This window comes from Candidatus Thermoplasmatota archaeon, assembly GCA_022848865.1.
In the GTDB taxonomy this organism is placed as follows: Archaea; Thermoplasmatota; Thermoplasmata; order RBG-16-68-12; family JAGMCJ01; genus JAGMCJ01.
On the sequence record JAJISE010000008.1, the window covers coordinates 36,263 to 54,721 of the forward strand.

At 56.4% G+C, this 18,459-nt stretch carries 13 protein-coding genes and 2 tRNA genes; 6 read left to right on the forward strand and 9 right to left on the reverse strand.

Features of this window, described 5'->3' with window-relative positions; all coding sequences use genetic code 11:
• Positions 1–26: 26 nt before the first annotated feature.
• A complete protein-coding gene (locus LN415_02805; GenBank protein MCJ2556022.1) occupies positions 27–758 on the forward strand; it encodes an RDD family protein in 732 nt (243 codons plus the stop codon).
• Here LN415_02805 and LN415_02810 read toward each other — a convergent pair.
• Positions 755–1,915 (reverse strand): formate--phosphoribosylaminoimidazolecarboxamide ligase family protein, encoded by a 1,161-nt coding sequence (locus tag LN415_02810; protein MCJ2556023.1) that lies wholly within the window; start codon positions 1,913–1,915, stop codon positions 755–757. The two genes, LN415_02805 and LN415_02810, sit on opposite strands and share 4 nt — an antisense overlap.
• A gap of 107 nt (positions 1,916–2,022) precedes the next feature.
• On the opposite strand from LN415_02810, the gene LN415_02815 reads away from it, so the two are divergent.
• From LN415_02815 to LN415_02830, 4 genes are read left to right on the forward strand one after another with little or no spacing between them, the layout of a single operon-like run.
• A complete protein-coding gene (locus LN415_02815) occupies positions 2,023–2,439 on the forward strand; it encodes a DsrE/DsrF/DrsH-like family protein (GenBank protein MCJ2556024.1) in 417 nt (138 codons plus the stop codon).
• Positions 2,440–2,462: 23 nt separating this feature from the next.
• Complete coding sequence (locus LN415_02820) at positions 2,463–2,687, forward strand: sulfurtransferase TusA family protein (GenBank protein MCJ2556025.1); 225 nt, start codon at positions 2,463–2,465, stop codon at positions 2,685–2,687.
• 24 nt (positions 2,688–2,711) lie between these two features.
• Positions 2,712–3,842 (forward strand): NAD(P)/FAD-dependent oxidoreductase, encoded by a 1,131-nt coding sequence (locus LN415_02825; GenBank protein ID MCJ2556026.1) that lies wholly within the window; start codon positions 2,712–2,714, stop codon positions 3,840–3,842.
• Entirely contained in the window at positions 3,843–4,169 is a 327-nt protein-coding gene (locus LN415_02830) for a metalloregulator ArsR/SmtB family transcription factor (GenBank protein MCJ2556027.1), read from the forward strand. It abuts the gene before it with no gap.
• Positions 4,170–4,221: 52 nt separating this feature from the next.
• Here LN415_02830 and LN415_02835 read toward each other — a convergent pair.
• The 8 genes from LN415_02835 to LN415_02870 form a co-directional block, all read right to left on the reverse strand.
• Positions 4,222–4,323: transfer RNA gene (locus tag LN415_02835), tRNA-Gln, on the reverse strand.
• 84 nt (positions 4,324–4,407) lie between these two features.
• Positions 4,408–6,096, reverse strand: coding sequence for a glutamine--tRNA ligase/YqeY domain fusion protein (locus tag LN415_02840; GenBank protein MCJ2556028.1), 1,689 nt, complete (start codon positions 6,094–6,096; stop codon positions 4,408–4,410).
• Positions 6,097–6,177: 81 nt separating this feature from the next.
• Positions 6,178–6,248 (reverse strand) — tRNA-Gln (locus LN415_02845).
• Positions 6,249–6,321: 73 nt separating this feature from the next.
• Positions 6,322–7,911, reverse strand: a complete 1,590-nt coding sequence (lysS, locus tag LN415_02850; protein MCJ2556029.1) for a lysine--tRNA ligase — start codon at positions 7,909–7,911, stop codon at positions 6,322–6,324.
• Between the two features lie 4 nt (positions 7,912–7,915).
• Entirely contained in the window at positions 7,916–8,512 is a 597-nt protein-coding gene (locus LN415_02855; protein ID MCJ2556030.1) for an orotate phosphoribosyltransferase-like protein, read from the reverse strand.
• Between the two features lie 53 nt (positions 8,513–8,565).
• Positions 8,566–10,200 carry a DUF885 domain-containing protein gene (locus LN415_02860; protein MCJ2556031.1) on the reverse strand — a complete coding sequence of 545 codons (1,635 nt, stop codon included), beginning with the start codon at positions 10,198–10,200 and terminating at the stop codon, positions 8,566–8,568.
• Positions 10,197–10,979, reverse strand: coding sequence for a dihydroorotate dehydrogenase electron transfer subunit (locus LN415_02865; protein ID MCJ2556032.1), 783 nt, complete (start codon positions 10,977–10,979; stop codon positions 10,197–10,199). Before LN415_02865 ends, LN415_02860 begins: the two co-directional genes overlap by 4 nt.
• Positions 10,966–11,880: a dihydroorotate dehydrogenase gene (locus LN415_02870; GenBank protein ID MCJ2556033.1), complete on the reverse strand. Its 915-nt coding sequence runs from the start codon at positions 11,878–11,880 to the stop codon at positions 10,966–10,968. Before LN415_02870 ends, LN415_02865 begins: the two co-directional genes overlap by 14 nt.
• Before the next feature lie 405 nt (positions 11,881–12,285).
• Between LN415_02870 and LN415_02875 the strand changes: the two genes are divergently transcribed.
• On the forward strand, positions 12,286–18,459 hold a 6,174-nt coding region (locus tag LN415_02875; GenBank protein MCJ2556034.1), incomplete at its 3' end, for a DUF11 domain-containing protein.

The window sequence follows — 18,459 nt, forward strand, 5'->3', positions numbered from 1 at the left end:
TTTAACTCAGTAGGCAGGTGATTGGGATGGGTACCACTGGTTTTAATCAGCTTGGGAACAAGGCTTTGCAGGAGCATTGGCTGAGGAGATTCGTTGCCATCATAATAGACAACATCATCGTATGGATACCTCTTTTCATCCTCAGCTTCTTTCCATTCTTCTGGTTCTTCGGAATCTGGACATGGGGATGGCTGGGCCAGTCCGTCTTCTTCTTCCTTTACTGCGTTGTCCTCGAGATCTCCATGGGCGCAACGATCGGGAAGAGACTCATGAGCCTGCATGTCGTCGGCATACAGGAGCAGCGGACTCCAATGATGATCCTCGTGAGGAACGTCTCCAAGATATTCGGCCTACTGCTGATCCTCGATTGGCTCGTCGGCATGCTCACGCCTGGAGATCCGAGGCAGAAGTACACCGACAGGATGATTGGCTGCACCGTTGCGAGGACGGATGAAAAGGCCTATATGGAGGAGCAGTTCAGGGTGGCTCAGTTCTACCGACCACCTCCCGCTCACGGATACCAGCCCTATCAGCAGCAACCCCAGCAGCAGCCTTACCAACAGCAACCATATCAGCAGCAACCCCAGCAGCAGCCCCAGCAGCAACCGTACCAGCAGCCACCCGCGACAGGCGGGGGCTGGGGTGAACAGCCGGAACAGACCGGACCACAGCCCAAGTACTGTCAAAGCTGCGGTGGTCCGCTGAATGTCAGGCCCGACGGCAGATTGCAGTGCCCCAGTTGCGGCGCGATGTACTAGGTGATTATCTTCTCGAGCTCATCGGTCTCGAGGGCTCTTCTGATTTCCATCGCTACCCTACGGCCAGTGCTAACTCTCGACCGCCAAAGCGTGTTTCCGTAGGGATGTCCCACCGACATATGGACGTTCGTCCCGCCGCCGATTCTTGGCGAGACGTCGTATATGAAGAAGTTCATGTCCTTGTCCACGCACGTCTGCAGCGTGAACGGGCCTATCATCCCTGGCGGCGAGTACTTCTGCGTCCCCTTCACGTAGATCTCGGCCAGCGGGAAGACCTTCCTGAGCAGCGATTCGCGCAGCGTGGCCGAGTTGTGCCCGCAGACAGTGTATTCTGGGGTTCTCTGCTCCTCAAGGAGGGACATCTGCTGCGCGGCAGGCAGGCGGACGTGCCCGTCAAGGGACGACTCGAATCTCCAGTCGATGCCGAGCAGCTCGATCGGCTCCTCGTCCTTTTCCAGCGGTGAGTAGAAGAAGTCGAAATTGAAGACAGGTCCGATGATGTACCTCTCTATCCTGGCGTTCTGCAGGTCCTCCTGCGTGATAACGTCGTTCTTGAGAAGCTCCTCCGACTTCTCCTGGTACTCCGCGTAGCTCGCGGCTGTGAAGAAGCCCCTCTCCAGTCTCTTGACCTTGTGCTTCAGCTTGACGAGTGCGAGTGAATCGATATCTTCGGGCGATTCGATCTTCTCCGGAGCGGGAAGATTGACCTTCTCCAGAAGCCAGTAGTAGTCCTCCTCAACGTCCCCTCTCTCCTCTGACCTGAGCAGATTACGGCTCCCCATCATTGGGATGGCGAAATCGTCCTCCACCGCGTCCATGCCCGCATAGGAGAAGAACGAGCGGTTCGGGATGAATATGACGTTGTTCTTGGCCAGCCATTCCATGTTCTCGGCCTTGACCGCGTCCTTGAACTTATCGAGGACGAGGGCCTCGTCCACCACGCCTCTGATCACGTTCCCGTTGGCATCCCGTTTCGACTTGAAGTAGCGGGTGTACGGTTCCTCTCTGCCCTTCTCGCAGACAGCCACGGTCGGAAAACCTTCCTCGATCGCGCCATCGTAGACGTCCAGGCCCGAGTGCGAGGCGATGCATCCGATCTTCATCTTGCTCTTGTCATAACCGCTGAGAACTTCGAAAACCTTCTCCCTTTCTATCAACTCCCCACCTCTTTGGCGGGAAGGGAGTAAGCGTATTTAGAGCTATTTGTGGACAGGAATCGTAAAGTATATTACTATATTCGAATATGCGTATATAGAGTGATATCATGGCGAACAAGATGACCCTGATAGTATTCTCCGGCACAGTCGACAAGCTCATGCCTGTCGGGATACTCGCAAGCGGTGCTGTGGCAATGGGGATGGAGGTGGAGATCTATCTGACCTTCTGGGGACTTCAGGCCTTCAGGCAGGGCGCTCCCCAGCAAGTGACGAAGATGAGCGCGGAGTACGAGGACATGGCTCCCATGATGATGCAGCTCATGAAGGAGAAGAACATGCCTTCCTGGTACGACACCCTCAAGCAGGCAAAGGAGCTCGGGACCATCAGGGTACATGCGTGCGCGGCCACCATGGACCTGATGGGAATGACGAAGGAGGACCTCGACCCGATGGTTGACGACATCGTCGGCGTGGCGGAGTACGTTGAGTTCGCGAGGGAGTCCGAGATAACGCTGTTCATGTAGCTGGAGGGTTAGGTCTGTACGAAATCGACAGGACGGTTGACGCGAGGGACACTTTCTGTCCAGGACCCTTGATGGAACTGATACGAGCGGTGAAAGAGGGAGAGGTCGGAGAGGTCATCGCGGTTTGGTCCAAGGACGCCGGCTCGCAAAGAGACATTCCTTTGTGGATCGAAAAAGCAGGTCACGAGCTTCTTGCAGTCAACGAGAAGGAAGAGTACAACGAGTTCGTGATCAAGAAGCTCAGATAGACCCGGGATACTGAGGCGGAAAAAATGCAGAACGTTGTCGTTCTTGGTGGCGGAGTCGGAGGAAGCGTCGTCGCCAATCACCTTGCCAAGAAGTCTAGGCGCGGGGACTGCAAGATCACCGTGGTAGATGAAGACGGCAAGCACGTGTACCAGCCCGGATTCCTCTATGTCACCCTCGGGAAGCAGAACCCCGCCAAGCTCATGAGGGACGAGAGAACGCTTCTCAAGAGAAGAGTGGACATGGTCACGTCGAGGGCCGAGAGGATCGACGCCGGGGAAAGAACGGTCCATCTCGCGGGCGGTAAGAAGCTCGACTACGATTACCTTGTGATCGCGACAGGCTCGACTCTGCATCCTGAGCAGGTCCCTGGCTTCGAAGGTGCCCACCATTTCTACAGCCTGGAGGGTTCGATAGGCCTCAGGAACGCCCTGATGAAGTTCAACGGCGGGGACGTCGTAATCGCCGTTGGAGGCGTTCCCTACAAGTGCCCTCCCGCCCCTGCCGAGTCCGCATGCCTCTTGGACTACTACTTCACAAAGAGGGGAATCCGGGACAAGGTTAACCTGAAGTTCCTGTCTCCTCTCGGCCGCGTCTTTCCCCTGGAGTCTTTGGATCCCTTGGTCACTGAGGTCTTCAAGCAGAAGAACGTCGAGACCACGATCTTCTTCAACATTGAATCGATAGATCCGAAGTCCAAAAAGGTGGAATCGCTCGAGGGCGAGACGGTCAGCTACGATCTCCTGATAGCCATCCCACCCCACAGCGGGGCGGATGTGGTGATTGACTCTGGATTAGGAGACAGAGGCGGATGGATTCCAACCGACAGGCACTCGCTTCTCGCGAAGGGGCACGGCGACATCTATGTGGTCGGTGATGCAACCGACATACCTATCTCAAAGGCAGGCGCGACCGCTCACTACGAGGGCCTGGTCGTCGGCGACAACATCGCCGCCAGACTGAAAGGACAATCACCGCCAGACAACTACGATGGCAAGGTCACGTGCTTCTGTGATGCGGGCTTCCACAAAGGGATAATGATGACCTTCGACTACGAGAACCCGCCAGTGCCTCCACCGCTGAATCGAAGGCATTACCTCGGAAAGATGATGATAAACAGGCTCTACTGGATGCTCATCCCGAAGGCGAGGGTCTAGATGCCGCTCAACGATGAGAGGATTTACACACTGCAGGCAAGTCTGTGCAAGGCTCTCTCGAATCCGGTGAGGCTGATGATAATCGACATTCTCAAGGAAGGGGAGACGAGCGTCAGCGACCTGCAAGAGAAACTGGGAAGGCAGCAGTCCAACCTGTCGCAGCATCTGGCAGTCCTCCGAGGGAACGGGATAGTCAAGAATCGCAGAGAAGGCACGACGATGCTGTACTCTCTGACAAGCCCGAAGATAGTCGAAGCCTGCTCTTTGGTCAGACAGATTCTGCGGGAGCAGAGCGAAGAGCTCGGGAAGCTGATGAAGGGCCCGTAGTCCATATGTGCTCGGTCACGGCATCTGCAGTGGCTCCGTACGGGGAAGTGTATATCCCCGGGCAGATTCGAACTGCCGTCTAGAGATCCAGAACCTCTTATGATTGGCCGGCTGAGGCTTTGAGCCTGGCCTTTGACCGCTACACTACGGGGCTGCGCGCACTCCGCAAAGGACACTCCCCTGGATGAGTATTCCTCGCAGATGAGTGTTCAAGGGAAGCACATAGCCGCGCGGACGATCACTTCGCTTCCTGACGCTTCCGAATCTTGGCCCAAGTGTCCCGCAATTGAACGGTCCGGTTGAGGACTAGCCTCTCTCCTGTTGTGTCCGGGTCAACGCAGAAATAGCCCAGACGCTCGAACTGGAACTGATCGAAGGGCTCGAGATTCCCCACGGCGGGTTCCACCTTGCACGAGCGGAGGACGACCAACGAATCGGGGTTGATCAACTCCTTGAAGTCTGTGCCCTTCTGGCCCAGGGGATCTGGCACGGTGAACAAACGGTCGTACAGGCGGACCTCCGCGTCGATGGCGTGCGCGGCTGATACCCAGTGGAGAGTGGACCTCACCTTCCGTCCGTCCGGGGCATCACCACCGCAGGTTTCCGGGTCCACGGTGCACCTCAGCTCCACGACCTCGCCGTTCTCCTTGACGGCCTCCTTGCACGTGACCAAGTAGGCGTTCCGGAACCGGACCTCCCTGCCCGGAGCCAGTCGGTAGAATTTCTTTGGCGGTTCCTCCATGAAGTCGTCCCGCTCGATGTAGACGACCCGAGAGAAAGGCACCTTCCTCGTGCCCGCTTCGGGCTCCTCGGGGTTCCTCATGAGCTCCATCTCCTCCGCCTTGTCGTCGGGATAGTTATCGAGTACGACCTTGAGCGGGCGAAGGACGCCCATGAACCGAGGAGCGGTCTTGTTCAGGTCCTCTCGGATGCAATGCTCCAGGAACTCGAAGTCCACCGTGCTGTGGACCTTAGCAACACCTATGCGCTTGCAGAAGCTCCTTATGGCGGCCGGGGAATAGCCACGCCTCCTCATCCCGCTTATCGTGGGGAGCCGGGGGTCGTCCCATCCCTTCGCGTACCCGTCCTCCACCAGCTCGAGCAGTTTCCGCTTGCTCATGACCGTGTAGGTGAGGTTCAGGCGGGCGAACTCGATTTGCTGCGGGTGATACGCGCCAAGCTCATCCAGGTACCAGTCGTAGAGCGGGCGGTGGTCTTCGAACTCAAGAGTGCAGATCGAGTGCGTTATACGCTCAATCGAATCCTCAAGGCCGTGCGCCCAGTCGTACGTTGCATAGATGCACCACCTGTCGCCGGTGTTGTGATGGGGCGCGTGGAGTATCCTGTACATGACAGGGTCCCTCATGTTCATGTTCCGGTGGGTCATGTCGATCCTGGCCCGGAGCACCTTCTCGCCGTTCGCGAACTCACCTGCCTTCATGCGCTCCAGCAGGTCGAGGTTCTCCTCCGCGGACCGGTCCCGATGGGGGCTCTCCCTGCCCGGTGTGGTGAGCGTCCCCCGGTACTCGCTGATCTCCTCCGCCGAGAGGTCGTCCACGTACGCCTTCCCATCCTTCACGAGCTGCACCGCGTACTCGTACATCTGGTCGAAGTAGTCCGAGGCGAAGTACAGCCGATCCCCCCAGTCGAACCCGAGCCACTTGACGTCCTCGATGATGGCCTTCACGTACTTGTCCTCCTCCTTCATCGGGTTCGTGTCATCGAAACGCAGGTTGCACAATCCCCCGTACTCCTCGGCGATGCCGAAGTTGAGACAGATGGACTTCGCGTGTCCGATGTGCAGGTCGCCGTTGGGTTCAGGCGGGAAGCGAGTATGCACTCTACCTTTGTGCTTGCCGGTTCTGTTGTCCTCGTCGATCATCTGGCGGATGAAGTCGCGAGCGGGAGGTTCACCAGAGTGCATCATTCATCACCTTTGCTGTCCCTGTCGTGGGAACTCCTTAATCGGGAGTGGTGTAGTTATATGTATTGGGATTGGAGCGGGAGATAGCCCCGACCGGATTTGAACCGGTGCCAAGAGGTCCAGAGCCTCTTATGCTGCCGCTACACCACGGGGCTAGTGCGCAGAAATAAGCCACGATTGGATATTAATTGTTTCCCTAGTGTCTCCCGGAAACGTTCTGGCGGTTCTCTACCGGGAGGAGATCTCTTCGAGCCGCCCGAGGACGAAGTCCCTGTCTAAAACGGAGAGGAACGGAGCCGCTCTGGGCCCCCTCTCCTTCCCCAGGAAGACGAGGTACAGGGACATGAAGAACCTCCTGGTCTTCACGGGAAGCTCACCGCTCTTCGTCAAGCGGGTCATCGCATTCTTCAGCTCCTCCTCGGTCCAGCGAATGTCAGAGAGCGATTCGCGGAACATCCCAAGGGCCTCTCGGTCCGTGCGCTCGAGCCTGTCCTCAATCGAGCCGATGTCCTTCAAGACGTCGATTCTCAAGTCCTCTGGGGCGTGCGTCCGTGTCCAGTTCTTCGAGAGCGTCAGCCTCCTGGCCACCTGCTCCCTCTCATCGTCGCTCAGCTCGGTTCCGAGCACACCTGTGTCCCGAAGTCTCTCGATGGCCCAATCGACCGGGTCCTCGGGAGGCGCGGTCTGGGCTAGGAGGGAGGCATGCCTGTAGGGGACTCGGAATGGCACGGACGAGGGAGCTTCATCGAGCCGCGAAAGCTCGTAGGCTCTTGCCCTCTCGTCGTCCTTGTCCTCGAAGAACAGTCCTTCCGCCTCATCGTATCGATCGTGATAGCTGTCCACCTTGGACAGGTCCAGGACGATCCTCTTTGACGTGCTGTTGAACAGGAAGACATATCTCAGGACCTCCGGCTCCCCCACCTCAAGCCATTCCTTCGGAGTGAACCCGAGGAATCCTGAGCTGCTCATGTCGCCCAAGTCCTTGCCCTGGCTCTGCATCCCCACCCACTCGTAGGGTATCCCGTACGGAGGGAGCATATCCATGACCTCACGGGCGATCTCCTTGCAGCTGTCCCTCGAACCGCCTGGCGTAGCGTGATCCTTCCCGAAGGCCTCGATGTCGACTTCCAGGAGCCTCCACAGGGCGGGCCATTCGAGCCGCCAGTTCAGCTTCCCCTCCTCCAGTCCGGACACACCGTCGTGCCCTTCCCTGCATTTGTATTGGACGTCTCCATCCTCTGTCATCCCTGTGGTCTCGGCCGTCCCGATCGTGTTGCACTCCGTGCAGAACGCATCGAAGGGTATCCAGCCCTCGGGGTACTTCCTCTCCCCTCTGTACTTGTTTATCAGCGGTCTCACGGTCTCGCTCTTCTTGACCAGTTCGAGGACGATCTCGCGCATCTCCTTCTTGCCGTAGACATCTCCGGTCCTCTCCAGTTCCACGTCCGGTGCGAACTCTTCCATGTAGTCGCCGAAATCCTCCCAATAGTGCTCGACCCAGGAGGAGTGACACCCGAAGGGATCGGGGACGTCCTTCAACCGCCAGCTGACGTAATCCGTACCCTCGTCTCCGGTGAACTGAGAGAGCTGCCCCTCCGTACCTTTCCACGGGTCCTGCGTGTAGAGCACGAGGTACTGCGTGACATCCTTGCCCGCCGCCCTCAGCTCTCTCGAAACCGAGTTCGTGAGGACCACCTCACCCCTGAGCCTACCGACGTGCTGGAGCCCGCTCACGGAGAGACCCGCAGAGCTGTGAACAACATCCTTTCCTCGAAGGAACTCTTCGATTTGAGGGAGAAGAACATCAAGCCAGTGCATGATTTCACGCAATCGTGCGGGCCCTGACCAGCGCCCTGAGCGGGACCCCATGGATATCATCATTGGCTGTCTTGTTCACGAAGACCACGGACAGGACCGTGGTCCCGCCAGCATCCTGTATGTCGTCTATGGTGCACCTTATGGTGTCGCCAGAGCTCACAACATCATCGACTATGACGACCTTCTTCCCGCTCGGGTCCGCGTAGTTCGAGCTGAAGGCTCCGCCGCCTCGTTCCCTCTCCTGACTGGGCCTGTAGACTATTAGCTCCCGCTCAAGGTCCTCCGATATGATTGTGGCATATGGGATGCCGTTGATCGCGATGCCCGCCACGGAATCGAAGTCCCCCTCGCTCTTCTCCATCTCCTCGAGTATGATGTCTGCCATTGCTGCGGACACGAAACCGAGCCTGCTGCCGTAAACCCCAACAGATCTCCATCCGATCTTGACGTCCTTGGGAGGCTCTCCTCCCTTCATCCCTCTCGTCAGAAGCCACGTCACGGTGTTGACGGAAAGGTGGAGCTCGTCCCCGATTTCTTTCTCATTGAGACCCTTTTTCTTGAACTCAAGGGCCTTCTTCACTAGGTCATCCAACCTCTTCATTACTCTCCCTCGCTATTTGAACCTCAATTTGATACTCGCTAATAAAGATACGCTCAGAGTCCCAATTCCTTTAGTTGCCTGTCGAACTCCAAGCGGAGGAACTTGACGGGAATGCTTCCCGCATAGAGGATAGTGTCGTGGAAGAACCTCTCCGAATATTCTGCGTCCATTCTCTCCTTGACTTCATCCCTCAGCTCCAGGATCAGATGTTTGCCCAGGAGATAGCACAGCTGGTAGCCTTGGCTCTGGGTGTATCTCTTCACCTCCGCCAGTGCGAAAGGCTCCTCCATTCCGACCTCGTCCATTAGGAACTTCACGGCCTCATCGAAACTCATCTTGCCCGTGCTGAGATCGATGTCCACGATGATTCTAGCGGCCCGCCAGATGAGATCGATGGACTGCATGAACCTGGCTTCTGGACTGTCCTGATAGCCGTGCTCCTTCATCATCTCCTCGCAGTAGTGGGCCCATCCTTCAACTGTCTCAGTCGCGCCAATGATCGTTCTCACGACTGAGGGATTGGCGTTTGAGCAGACGAGCTGAAGATGATGGCCCGGATACGCTTCGTGGACCGACGTGTTCCCAATCACCGCGTAGTTGTGTTCTTTGAGCATCTCGGTTCTCTCCTCGACCGGCGTAACGAGATAGACGCCCTGTTGCTCCCGTTCGAACTTCCCGGGTGGTGAATACGCCGCGTGCGGGATCAGGTGCCTCAGGAAATCTGGCGTTTCGATGATCTTGAGAGTTTCGGAGATCGGCATCGTCGCTATGTCCCCGTCCACGACGAATTCCCGCACCTGTTCGATCGACTCCCTGTAGAGTTCCATGGCCTCCTCGAAGTTCTTCGGGTGGTCTGCCTTGACGAGTTCCTTCACCTCGTCGAGGGTCGCGTCGGGTCTGATCTCCTTCGCTATCCCCTCAACCTTCCGCTTTTCCTCTTCGAGGTATCTCTTGCCGAGGGAGTATATTTCCTCGACGGGCATCTCAATGCTTGACAGTTTCATGAGCCGCTCGAGCTTCTCCGGACCGATGGCGAAGTCCTCTCTCGCGTCCGGAAGTAGGTTCTTCATCCAGGATGTGTAGTCCTGCACGGATTCTACAGTTGCGGCGATAGCTTCCTCAAGCGCGCTTAGGTTGTTCTCGTCAAGGACCTCCTCTCCTGTCGATGATACGAGGCTGAGAAACCCAGGGAATCGCTCTGCCGATTCGATCTGATTCTCTGTCCAGATCCTTACAGGATCGACTATGAAGCTCCTGACTCGCTCCAGGTAGATGGGGGCAGCCTTCAGTCTGTTCGTGATGTTCTTGAGACGGACTCCGATTGACGCGAAATCGCGCATGTAAAGGGACAATACGTGGCTTCCGACCATGCTCACACCCGAAGGCGCCGATTCCCAGAACCTTAGCTTCTCCAGCTGGAAAATGTTCAGGTCAGACCTCGCTAGTGCAATAAGCCTGTCAGTCCTGTGGACCTCGGAAAGCCCGCCTTCATCAAGTGACTGGAAGGCCTCCCTGAATTCCTTAAGCTTCGCGATGTGCTGGAGCATCGTCTCCCGCCGCCCATCAGGCATGAGACTGTCGTACTCGTGGAGACCGAGACTCGTCCCCCACGAGGGATACATCTCAAGCATACAATCGATGACCTGTTGCACGATATCCTCTAGCTCCCTATCTGCATCTGACTTCACGGGATTACCTCCTTGCTCCCGTCTGCTGACCGCCTGAAAACTCCGAAATCCTCAATCTCGATGATGTCCTTGCCGTCGAACACGGGGCCGTCCACGCAGACGTGCAGTCCCCCAAATGAACAGGAATCACATATTCCCATTCCACACCTCATGAACCTCTCCAGCGAGACTTGAACGGGGATGCCTTTCTCCAGGCAGGCGGTCACGACGGTCTTCATCATTCTCTCGGGCCCGCAGGTGAGGACCCTATCGAAGGAACCCTCCTGGAGAACCTGCATCGCGAGGTCGGACGCGAATCCCTTGTACTCCTTGCTCCCGTCATCCGTCGATATCCTCACGTCCGCGCCAAGACTTATCGCCCTGTCTACAAAGATCAGCTCTGACGCCGTCTTCGCCCCAATCACGATCGTTGATCCGATCCCGCTTCCCACCGCGACCTCAAGCGCTGGCATGAGGGACGCAGCTCCAGTTCCGCCCGACACGAAGAGGATGCTCTCGCCCTCGATTCTGTAGTCCCTGCCGAAGGGTCCTCGGATGCCGAGCTTGTCCCCCCTGCTCGCATCATGAAGGGCCGCAGTCGCCTCACCCACGTTGTGAACGGTCACGCCCTTCAGATCCCCGATGTATGAGAAGCTCATAGGGACCTCGTCCAGCCCGGGAATCCAGACCATGGCGAACTGTCCCGGTCTCGCCAAGCTCTCGTCCTGGAAGCGGACGGTCACGGTGTGGGAGCACTCGACATCCGTTCTCTCGACCCTCACGATCCTAGTTCTCGTCATGAGCTATCCCAACAACATCTCCAACCGATTCGTACCCGTACTCGTCCAAGAACTCCCCGATCTCCTCCACGACTCTCCCGAAGACCTCGATCCCTCGGTAGTACGCGGCGCTTCCTATCTGAACGGCCTTGGCACCCGCCATGAGGTATTCGAGGGCATCCTTTCCCGTGAGAATCCCGCCGACGCCTATGATAGGGACATCGACGCTCTCATAGAGCTCGTAGACGCATCTCACGCCAATGGGCTTTATGGCGGGCCCGCTAAGACCTCCGATTCTGTTCGACAGGACCGGTCTGCCAGTTTCTGGACAGATGGCCATCGCCTTCACAGTGTTGATCGCGACTATGCCATCCCCGCGCGAGTTCGCCACCGCCAGGGCGGCATCCACGATGTCCGTGACGTTCGGAGTGATTTTGGCGAAGACCGGTATATGGACGGACTTCTTCACCGCGGAGACCACGGATCCCACGATCTCAGGATCCTTTCCCAGCTCTGCCCCTACATTGCGGGCATGTGGACAGCTGAGGTTGAGCTCTATCGCCGACGCTCCCGCCTCCTCCATGAGACTGGCGATCTCGCTCATCTCCCCCTCGCTCTTTCCGAAAACGCTCCCGATCACGGGCACTTCCGCCTGTGCCGCCACCTTGAGCTCGTCCACATAGGCCGCGATGCCAGGGTTTGCAAGCCCCACGGCGTTGATAATCCCCGCCTCCAGTTCCACCACGGTCGGATTGGGATACCCCTCCCTTGGCTCTGCGCCTATCGATTTGGTGACGACGGCACCGGCTCCCGCCTCGGCGACCCGGACGAGTGAGCTCCCCGTTTCCCCAAGAATGCCAGAAGCGAGCATGACCGGATTCCTCAGTCTCAGGCCCGCGATTTCCACGCTCAGGTCGGCCATTGCACGGGCATAACTCCTATCAGCGTTAAAAGGCTTTTCCGAGTGCGCTCAGCCCAACTCTCTGGCCCACGAATGGTATGACCGTGTGGTGAATGGTACATAATCGGGTGATTTTCCGGCAACGCTTATATATCCAGTAGGTCAATTGCAGCTAAAGGCCCCAGTGGACCGTCTAGAGTCTAACTTGCAGGATTGCGGTTTTTCTTTGGAAGGGGGGAAGGGGTACGAAACGACGCAGAGGAGTGGGTTAGTTTGACGAAATGGACTGCTATTCTACAGCAGACAAGGAGAGCCAGGTCTATATCGATTGTTGTTGTCCTTATTCTTGGCACTCTGGTAATGGCTGCACAGCAACAAGAGGAAGGGCAAGGGGAATCACCACCGAATTGGAACGTAGCCGATTGGGTGAACTACACCTTTGATGGAGAGAGGATCCGTGATTGGGAGGACAAACCCTACGAGACAGATCCCACACATGGTCCCGCTGATGTCAACCCAGACGCGGTGGATATCGCATCTGGTGTCGACGCCACGGGCGGTGGTCCCGAGAACAATCCAGGTGAGTACACGTCTGTCCAGTACTACTACTATGATGAGTATGGTGACAGCGACGGCTTCACAAACATCGACGACGACTGGATGTTTCTCAGGATGCGGGTCGCGGGTGATCCCACGCACGGTGGGAAATACGCCTACAAGGCCTACCATTGGGACATCCTCTTCGAGTTCGACTATGACGAGTGGAAGGAGCTTGTCGTCGACCTCAACGGGGGCAACGGACACTATAAGTTCGGCACAGTAGGAACCTATTACAACAATTCGGACACGCATAGATACGATCCGGATAACGACTGGATCTGGAGAGAGGAGGCCAGTGGGAACTCGAATCATTACACACGGGTCACGGACATCGATTATGGCACCGGAGATCCTGATGATAATCAATGGTGGATTGAGTACATGATACCCGTCACAGCCTTCGAGTCCGGCGATGGAGACCCGCTCATGGGGAAAGATACGTACTTCCTCCTGTTCTTCAGCACCTCTGCGTCGCTGACGAATCCTCTGCAGAAGGACTGGATGGGAGAGTTCGTGTTCGGGGAGCCGGCAAACCTTACGGTTGCGAAGGTCGCTCAGGAGGAGATAGTCTCCCCGGGTGACACTATTCACTATACTATGTATTACAACAACACGGGAGACTTCCTATCGAAGTACGTCTGGGTGAACGACACCATTCCCGCGGGAACGACGTACGAGAGCGCCTACCCTGCTCCGGACTCAATCGATGGGAGCGTCATCAGGTGGTACTTCGAGGACGTTCTTCCCGGAAACCACACCATCCTTCTGAACGTGACGGTCGGTCCTGACATAGGTGACGGCACGATCCTCACGAACTATGTCTATCTCAACTTCACGGACTCGACCGGCGGATACGTGGGCGAGGTCTGGGACAGCGTGGATGTCCTCGTAACGGGACCCACAATGGAGTTCTCAAAGGCCGCCAACGTTGAGTATGCGGATCCTGGTGACACAATAACCTACACGCTCACATATTCGAACGTCGGGGCGGGGACGGCCACGGATGTCACGATCGTCGACATGATCCCGTCAGAGACCACATTCGTGGACTCAACTCCGATGTACGATGAAGTGGACGGAGACACATACACGTGGTATATCGGGACCGGGTCAGGGTACACGACTGGATATGTCTACATCGATGTCACAGTGGACGCCTACACCGAGAACGGAACGCTCCTCGTCAACTATGCTACCATGGACTTCGATGACGTGAACGGCAATCCGCAGGACCAGCTGGATGACTATGCCAACGTAACCGTGACCGCTCCACTTATGACTGTATCGAAGGTCGCCGATGTGGAATATGCTGACCCAGGCGACACGATCGTCTACACGATAACGTATGAGAACACACTGACTGGTACTGCTACGGATGTCGTCGTCGAGGACGTCATACCGAGCTACACCACGCTTGTTGAGACCAATCCGATGTACGACGACTTCGATGGTTCAACGATTACCTGGCTACTCGGAGAAGTCCCTGGAGGCTCAGGCGGAACGATCACTGTAACGGTGACTGTCGACGCCTTCACGCCAGATGAGACAGTTCTTACCAACCTTGTGATGCTCAACTACGATGACGCGAATGGTAACCCCTATCCGATGGAGAGCGACACGGCAACGGTTGTCGTGACCGCACCGATTATGTCGTTCTCGAAGGAAACCGATGCCGATTACGCGGATCCGGGGGACACAATCACGTATTGGCTCAACTACTCGAACGATGGAACGGGACTTGCGACGGATGTCACGGTCGTGGATGTTATACCATCAGACACGACGTTCATCTCGTCCGATCCTTCATACACATCGCATGATGGTGACACGTACACATGGTTAGTGGGAGATGTCTCCTCTGGAGGTTCAGGCACGATAACCGTTCAGGTTCAGGTGGACGCTGGAACAGCAGATGGCACTGAGCTCACTAACTACGCAACCCTGGACTATGATGACGCGAACGGGAACCCGCAGCCTCAGCTGGACGATAGCACGACTACCTTCGTCACTGCCCCAGTCATGACCGTGACAAAGACGGCCAATGTCGACTTCGCTGACCCGGGAGACCAGATAGTCTATTCGATCTTCTACGAGAACACGGGGACTGGATGGGCGACAAATGTGGTGATACAGGACACCATTCCCGAGCATGTGACATTCATCAGTTCCAACCCAGCGTACACGAGTGTCGATGGCAGGACCTACACCTGGGAGATAGGCGATGTTGGTCCGAGTTCCAGTGGCACCGTCACCATCACCGTCGAGGTCGATGCGGGAACATCTGATGAGATCGTACTCACGAACTACGTGCTCCTCCAGTACCAGGACAACAATGGCAACGATATGCCCGATGAGGAGGACAGTGCAACGGTCACCGTGACCGCCCCAGTGATGACGTTCAGCAAGACTGTCGACATCGGCTACGCGGACCCAGGCGACGAGATTACGTATACTCTGAGCTATGAGAATGTTGGGACTGGCGTGGCAACGGATGTCGTCGTCACGGATACGATCCCAGAGCACACTACCTATGTGAGCTCCAGTCCGACCTACGACCAGGTGAGTGATCGCACGTATACTTGGAACGTCGGGACCGTTCAGCCCGGTGCAGGAGGTTCGATAACCCTTGTCGTCGAGGTCGATGCGGGAACTGCTGACGAGACAGTGCTCACAAACACCGGCACACTGGACTACGACGATGCAAATGGGAACCCCCTGCCTCAACTAACCGATACCGCCGAAACCACGGTCACCTCGCCGATAATGTCACTCTCCAAGGAGGCTGACGTGGAGTACGCCGACCCAGGGGACAGCATTGTCTACACGATATCCTACTACAACCATGGCACTGGTGTCGCCACCGATGTGACAATCGTGGATACGATTCCATCCGATACCACCTTCCAGAGCGCATCGCCCTCACCGGATAACGAGAACGGCGATGTTCTGACTTGGTATGTGGGAATCGTGGATGCCGACTCAGGCGGAACGATAACAGTGACAGTGACCGTTGATGCGTTCACACCCGATGAGACAGTTCTCAACAACACCGTCACGCTCGACTATGACGACGCAAACGGGAATCCTTACGACCAGCTCTCAGACTATGCGGTAACGTTCACAACGGCCCCGATCATGACCGTGACGAAGGTGGCCGACGTGGAATACGCGGATCCCGGCGATACCATCATGTACACCATCACGTACACGAACTCCGGGACCGGATCTGCCACCAACGTCGTCATCGAGGATACGATACCGCCAGAGACCACATTCCAGAATTCCAATCCCACCTACACATCCGTGAGCGGAGACACGTACACGTGGGATATCGGAACAGTAGGTCCAGGCGTTACTGGACACATCTACATCAACGTGACAGTGGACGCAGGAACTCCAGATCAGACCGTGATGACCAACTTCGTCGTTCTGAACTATGAGGACAACAACAGCAATGAGCAACCGGAAGAGGACGACAGTGTGGACGTGACAGTCACTGCACCCGTCATGACCATCGACAAGGTTGCGGATGTGACCACGGCCGATCCCGGTGATTACATAGAGTACACAATTACGTATGAGAACACAGGGACAGGCGATGCCACCGACGTGACGATAGTGGACACGATTCCGGCGGAGACCACCTTCATCGATTCGGATCCCGACTACACGTCTCAGAGCGGGGACACCTACACATGGGAGGTCGGCGATGTCGGAGCTGGTGATAGCGGGACCATTTCGGTCACCGTTCAGGTTGATGTCGGAACAGCTGACGGCACGGTCTTGACCAACACGGTCGTCATGAACTATGACGATGCCAATGGGAACCCGATTCCGGAGGAGTCTGACAGCGTAGATGTCACAGTCACGGCTCCGATAATGACGATCAGCAAGTCCGCGGATGTCAGTACCGCCGACCCAGGCGATTCCATTACATACACGATAGAGTACGAGAACACTGGAAGCGGACAGGCCACAGGTGTTGTGGTCAAGGACACGATACCTGCTGATACGACATTCAGCAGTTCAAGTCCAACCTACGACGAGGTGAGTGGAGACACGTACACCTGGAACATCGGCATTGTTGACGCATACAGCAGCGGAACGATAACCGTTGTTGTAACTGTCGATGTCGGAACTGCTGACGGCACCGTCCTCACGAACAGCGTGACGCTGGATTACGACGATGCCAATGGGAACCCGTACCCGCAGGAAAGCGACTCCGTGGATGTTACTGTAACGGCTCCGATAGTGTCGTTCAGCAAGTCCGTTGACAAGAGCCAGGCGAATCCTGGTGACACGCTCGTCTACACGCTTTCGTATGAGAACACCGGAACTGGCTGGACAACCGGCATTGTCGTGAATGACACGATACCCGAGGATACAACCTTTGTCAGCTCTGACCCAAGCTACGATTACAACGACGGTGATCTCTACTCGTGGGATGTTGGAAGCCTTGGCCCCGGAGCAAGCGGAACGATAACGATTACCGTGACCGTGGATGCCTACACTCCTGACGGGACAACCCTTCTCAACACAGCGACACTCGACTATGCGGATGCAAACGGTAACTACTATCCTCAGCTGAGTGACGATGCAGAAACAACAGTCACCGGGCCCGTGATGACAATCGAGAAGTCCGCCGATGTCACAAGTGCTGACCCAGACGATACGATTGTCTACACAATCACCTATGAGAACATTGGAAGCGGCGATGCTACCGATGTGGTTGTGCAGGATACGATTCCTGCAGACACTACGTTCGTTAGCGCGAGCCCCTCTCCTGATCAGCAGATCGGGGATGTCTTCACATGGAACATTGGGACCGTAGCAGGGGAGTCAAGTGGAACGATAACACTGACAGTGACCGTTGACGTGGGCACTCCCGATGGCACGCTTCTTCACAATGTTGTGACGCTGAACTATGATGATACAAATGGCAATCCTCAGGATGAGGAGACTGACTATGCCGATGTGACATGCACTGCTCCAGTGATGACATTCAGCAAGACCGCGGATGTCACCTCAGCCGATCCCAGCGACACCATCGTGTACACTCTCGAATACGAGAACGCGGGAAGCGGTATCGCCACGGATGTTGTCGTCACGGACACGATCCCAGCAGACACAACGTTCGTCAGCTCCGACCCGTCCTATGACAGCGTCTCCGGTGACACCTACACGTGGAACATCGGGACCTTGGGAGCCTACACCAGCGGAACCATCACGGTAACGGTCACAGTAGATGTCGGCGTTGCTGATGGAACACTCCTGCATAACACCGCCACTTTCGACTATGATGACGCCAACGGTAACCCATATGATCAGCTCACTGATCACGCGGACGTCACTGTCACAGCTCCTGTCATGACATTCAGCAAGACCGCGGATGTCACCTCAGCCGATCCCAGCGACACCATCGTGTACACTCTGACGTACATCAACAGTGGAAGCGGTGTGGCGACAGACGCCGTCGTGACAGATACAATACCCGCCGATACAACGTTCGTGAGTTCCAATCCAGCCTACGACGACGTGAGCGGAGACACCTACACGTGGAACATCGGAATCGTGGGAGCCTATTCGAGCGGAACGGTAACGATAACCGTAACCGTGGACGCTGGAACGGACGATGGAACGCTGCTCCATAACGAAGCCACACTCGACTACGATGACGCGAACGGTAACCCGTATCCTCAGCTCTCGGATTATGCGGATGTTACGGTCACAGCACCCATCCTGAATGTCACGAAGACAGCGGATGTATCCACGGCCGATCCCGGCGATGAGATAACCTACACGATTGTGTTCGAGAATACTGGCACGGGCAACGCAACGAACGTCTGGATAAATGACACGATTCCTTCGGATACGACTCTTGTGAGCACAACACCGTCCTACGATTCCAGTGATGGTGACACGTACATGTGGCACTACGATCTCGTCGAGAGCGGAACTTCAATAACGATTACCATTGTGGTTGAGGTCGATGTCGGAACA

Bases quoted from the DNA above. Each gene is read 5' to 3' on its own strand.
- LN415_02805 (MCJ2556022.1), top strand. From the start codon at position 27: ATGGGTACCACTGGTTTTAATCAGCTTGGGAACAAGGCTTTGCAGGAG.
- LN415_02815 (MCJ2556024.1), top strand. From the start codon at position 2,023: ATGGCGAACAAGATGACCCTGATAGTATTCTCCGGCACAGTCGACAAG.
- LN415_02825 (MCJ2556026.1), top strand. From the start codon at position 2,712: ATGCAGAACGTTGTCGTTCTTGGTGGCGGAGTCGGAGGAAGCGTCGTC.
- LN415_02830 (MCJ2556027.1), top strand. From the start codon at position 3,843: ATGCCGCTCAACGATGAGAGGATTTACACACTGCAGGCAAGTCTGTGC.
- LN415_02840 (MCJ2556028.1), bottom strand. From the start codon at position 6,096: ATGATGCACTCTGGTGAACCTCCCGCTCGCGACTTCATCCGCCAGATG.
- lysS (MCJ2556029.1), bottom strand. From the start codon at position 7,911: ATGCACTGGCTTGATGTTCTTCTCCCTCAAATCGAAGAGTTCCTTCGA.
- LN415_02855 (MCJ2556030.1), bottom strand. From the start codon at position 8,512: ATGAAGAGGTTGGATGACCTAGTGAAGAAGGCCCTTGAGTTCAAGAAA.
- LN415_02865 (MCJ2556032.1), bottom strand. From the start codon at position 10,979: ATGACGAGAACTAGGATCGTGAGGGTCGAGAGAACGGATGTCGAGTGC.
- LN415_02870 (MCJ2556033.1), bottom strand. From the start codon at position 11,880: ATGGCCGACCTGAGCGTGGAAATCGCGGGCCTGAGACTGAGGAATCCG.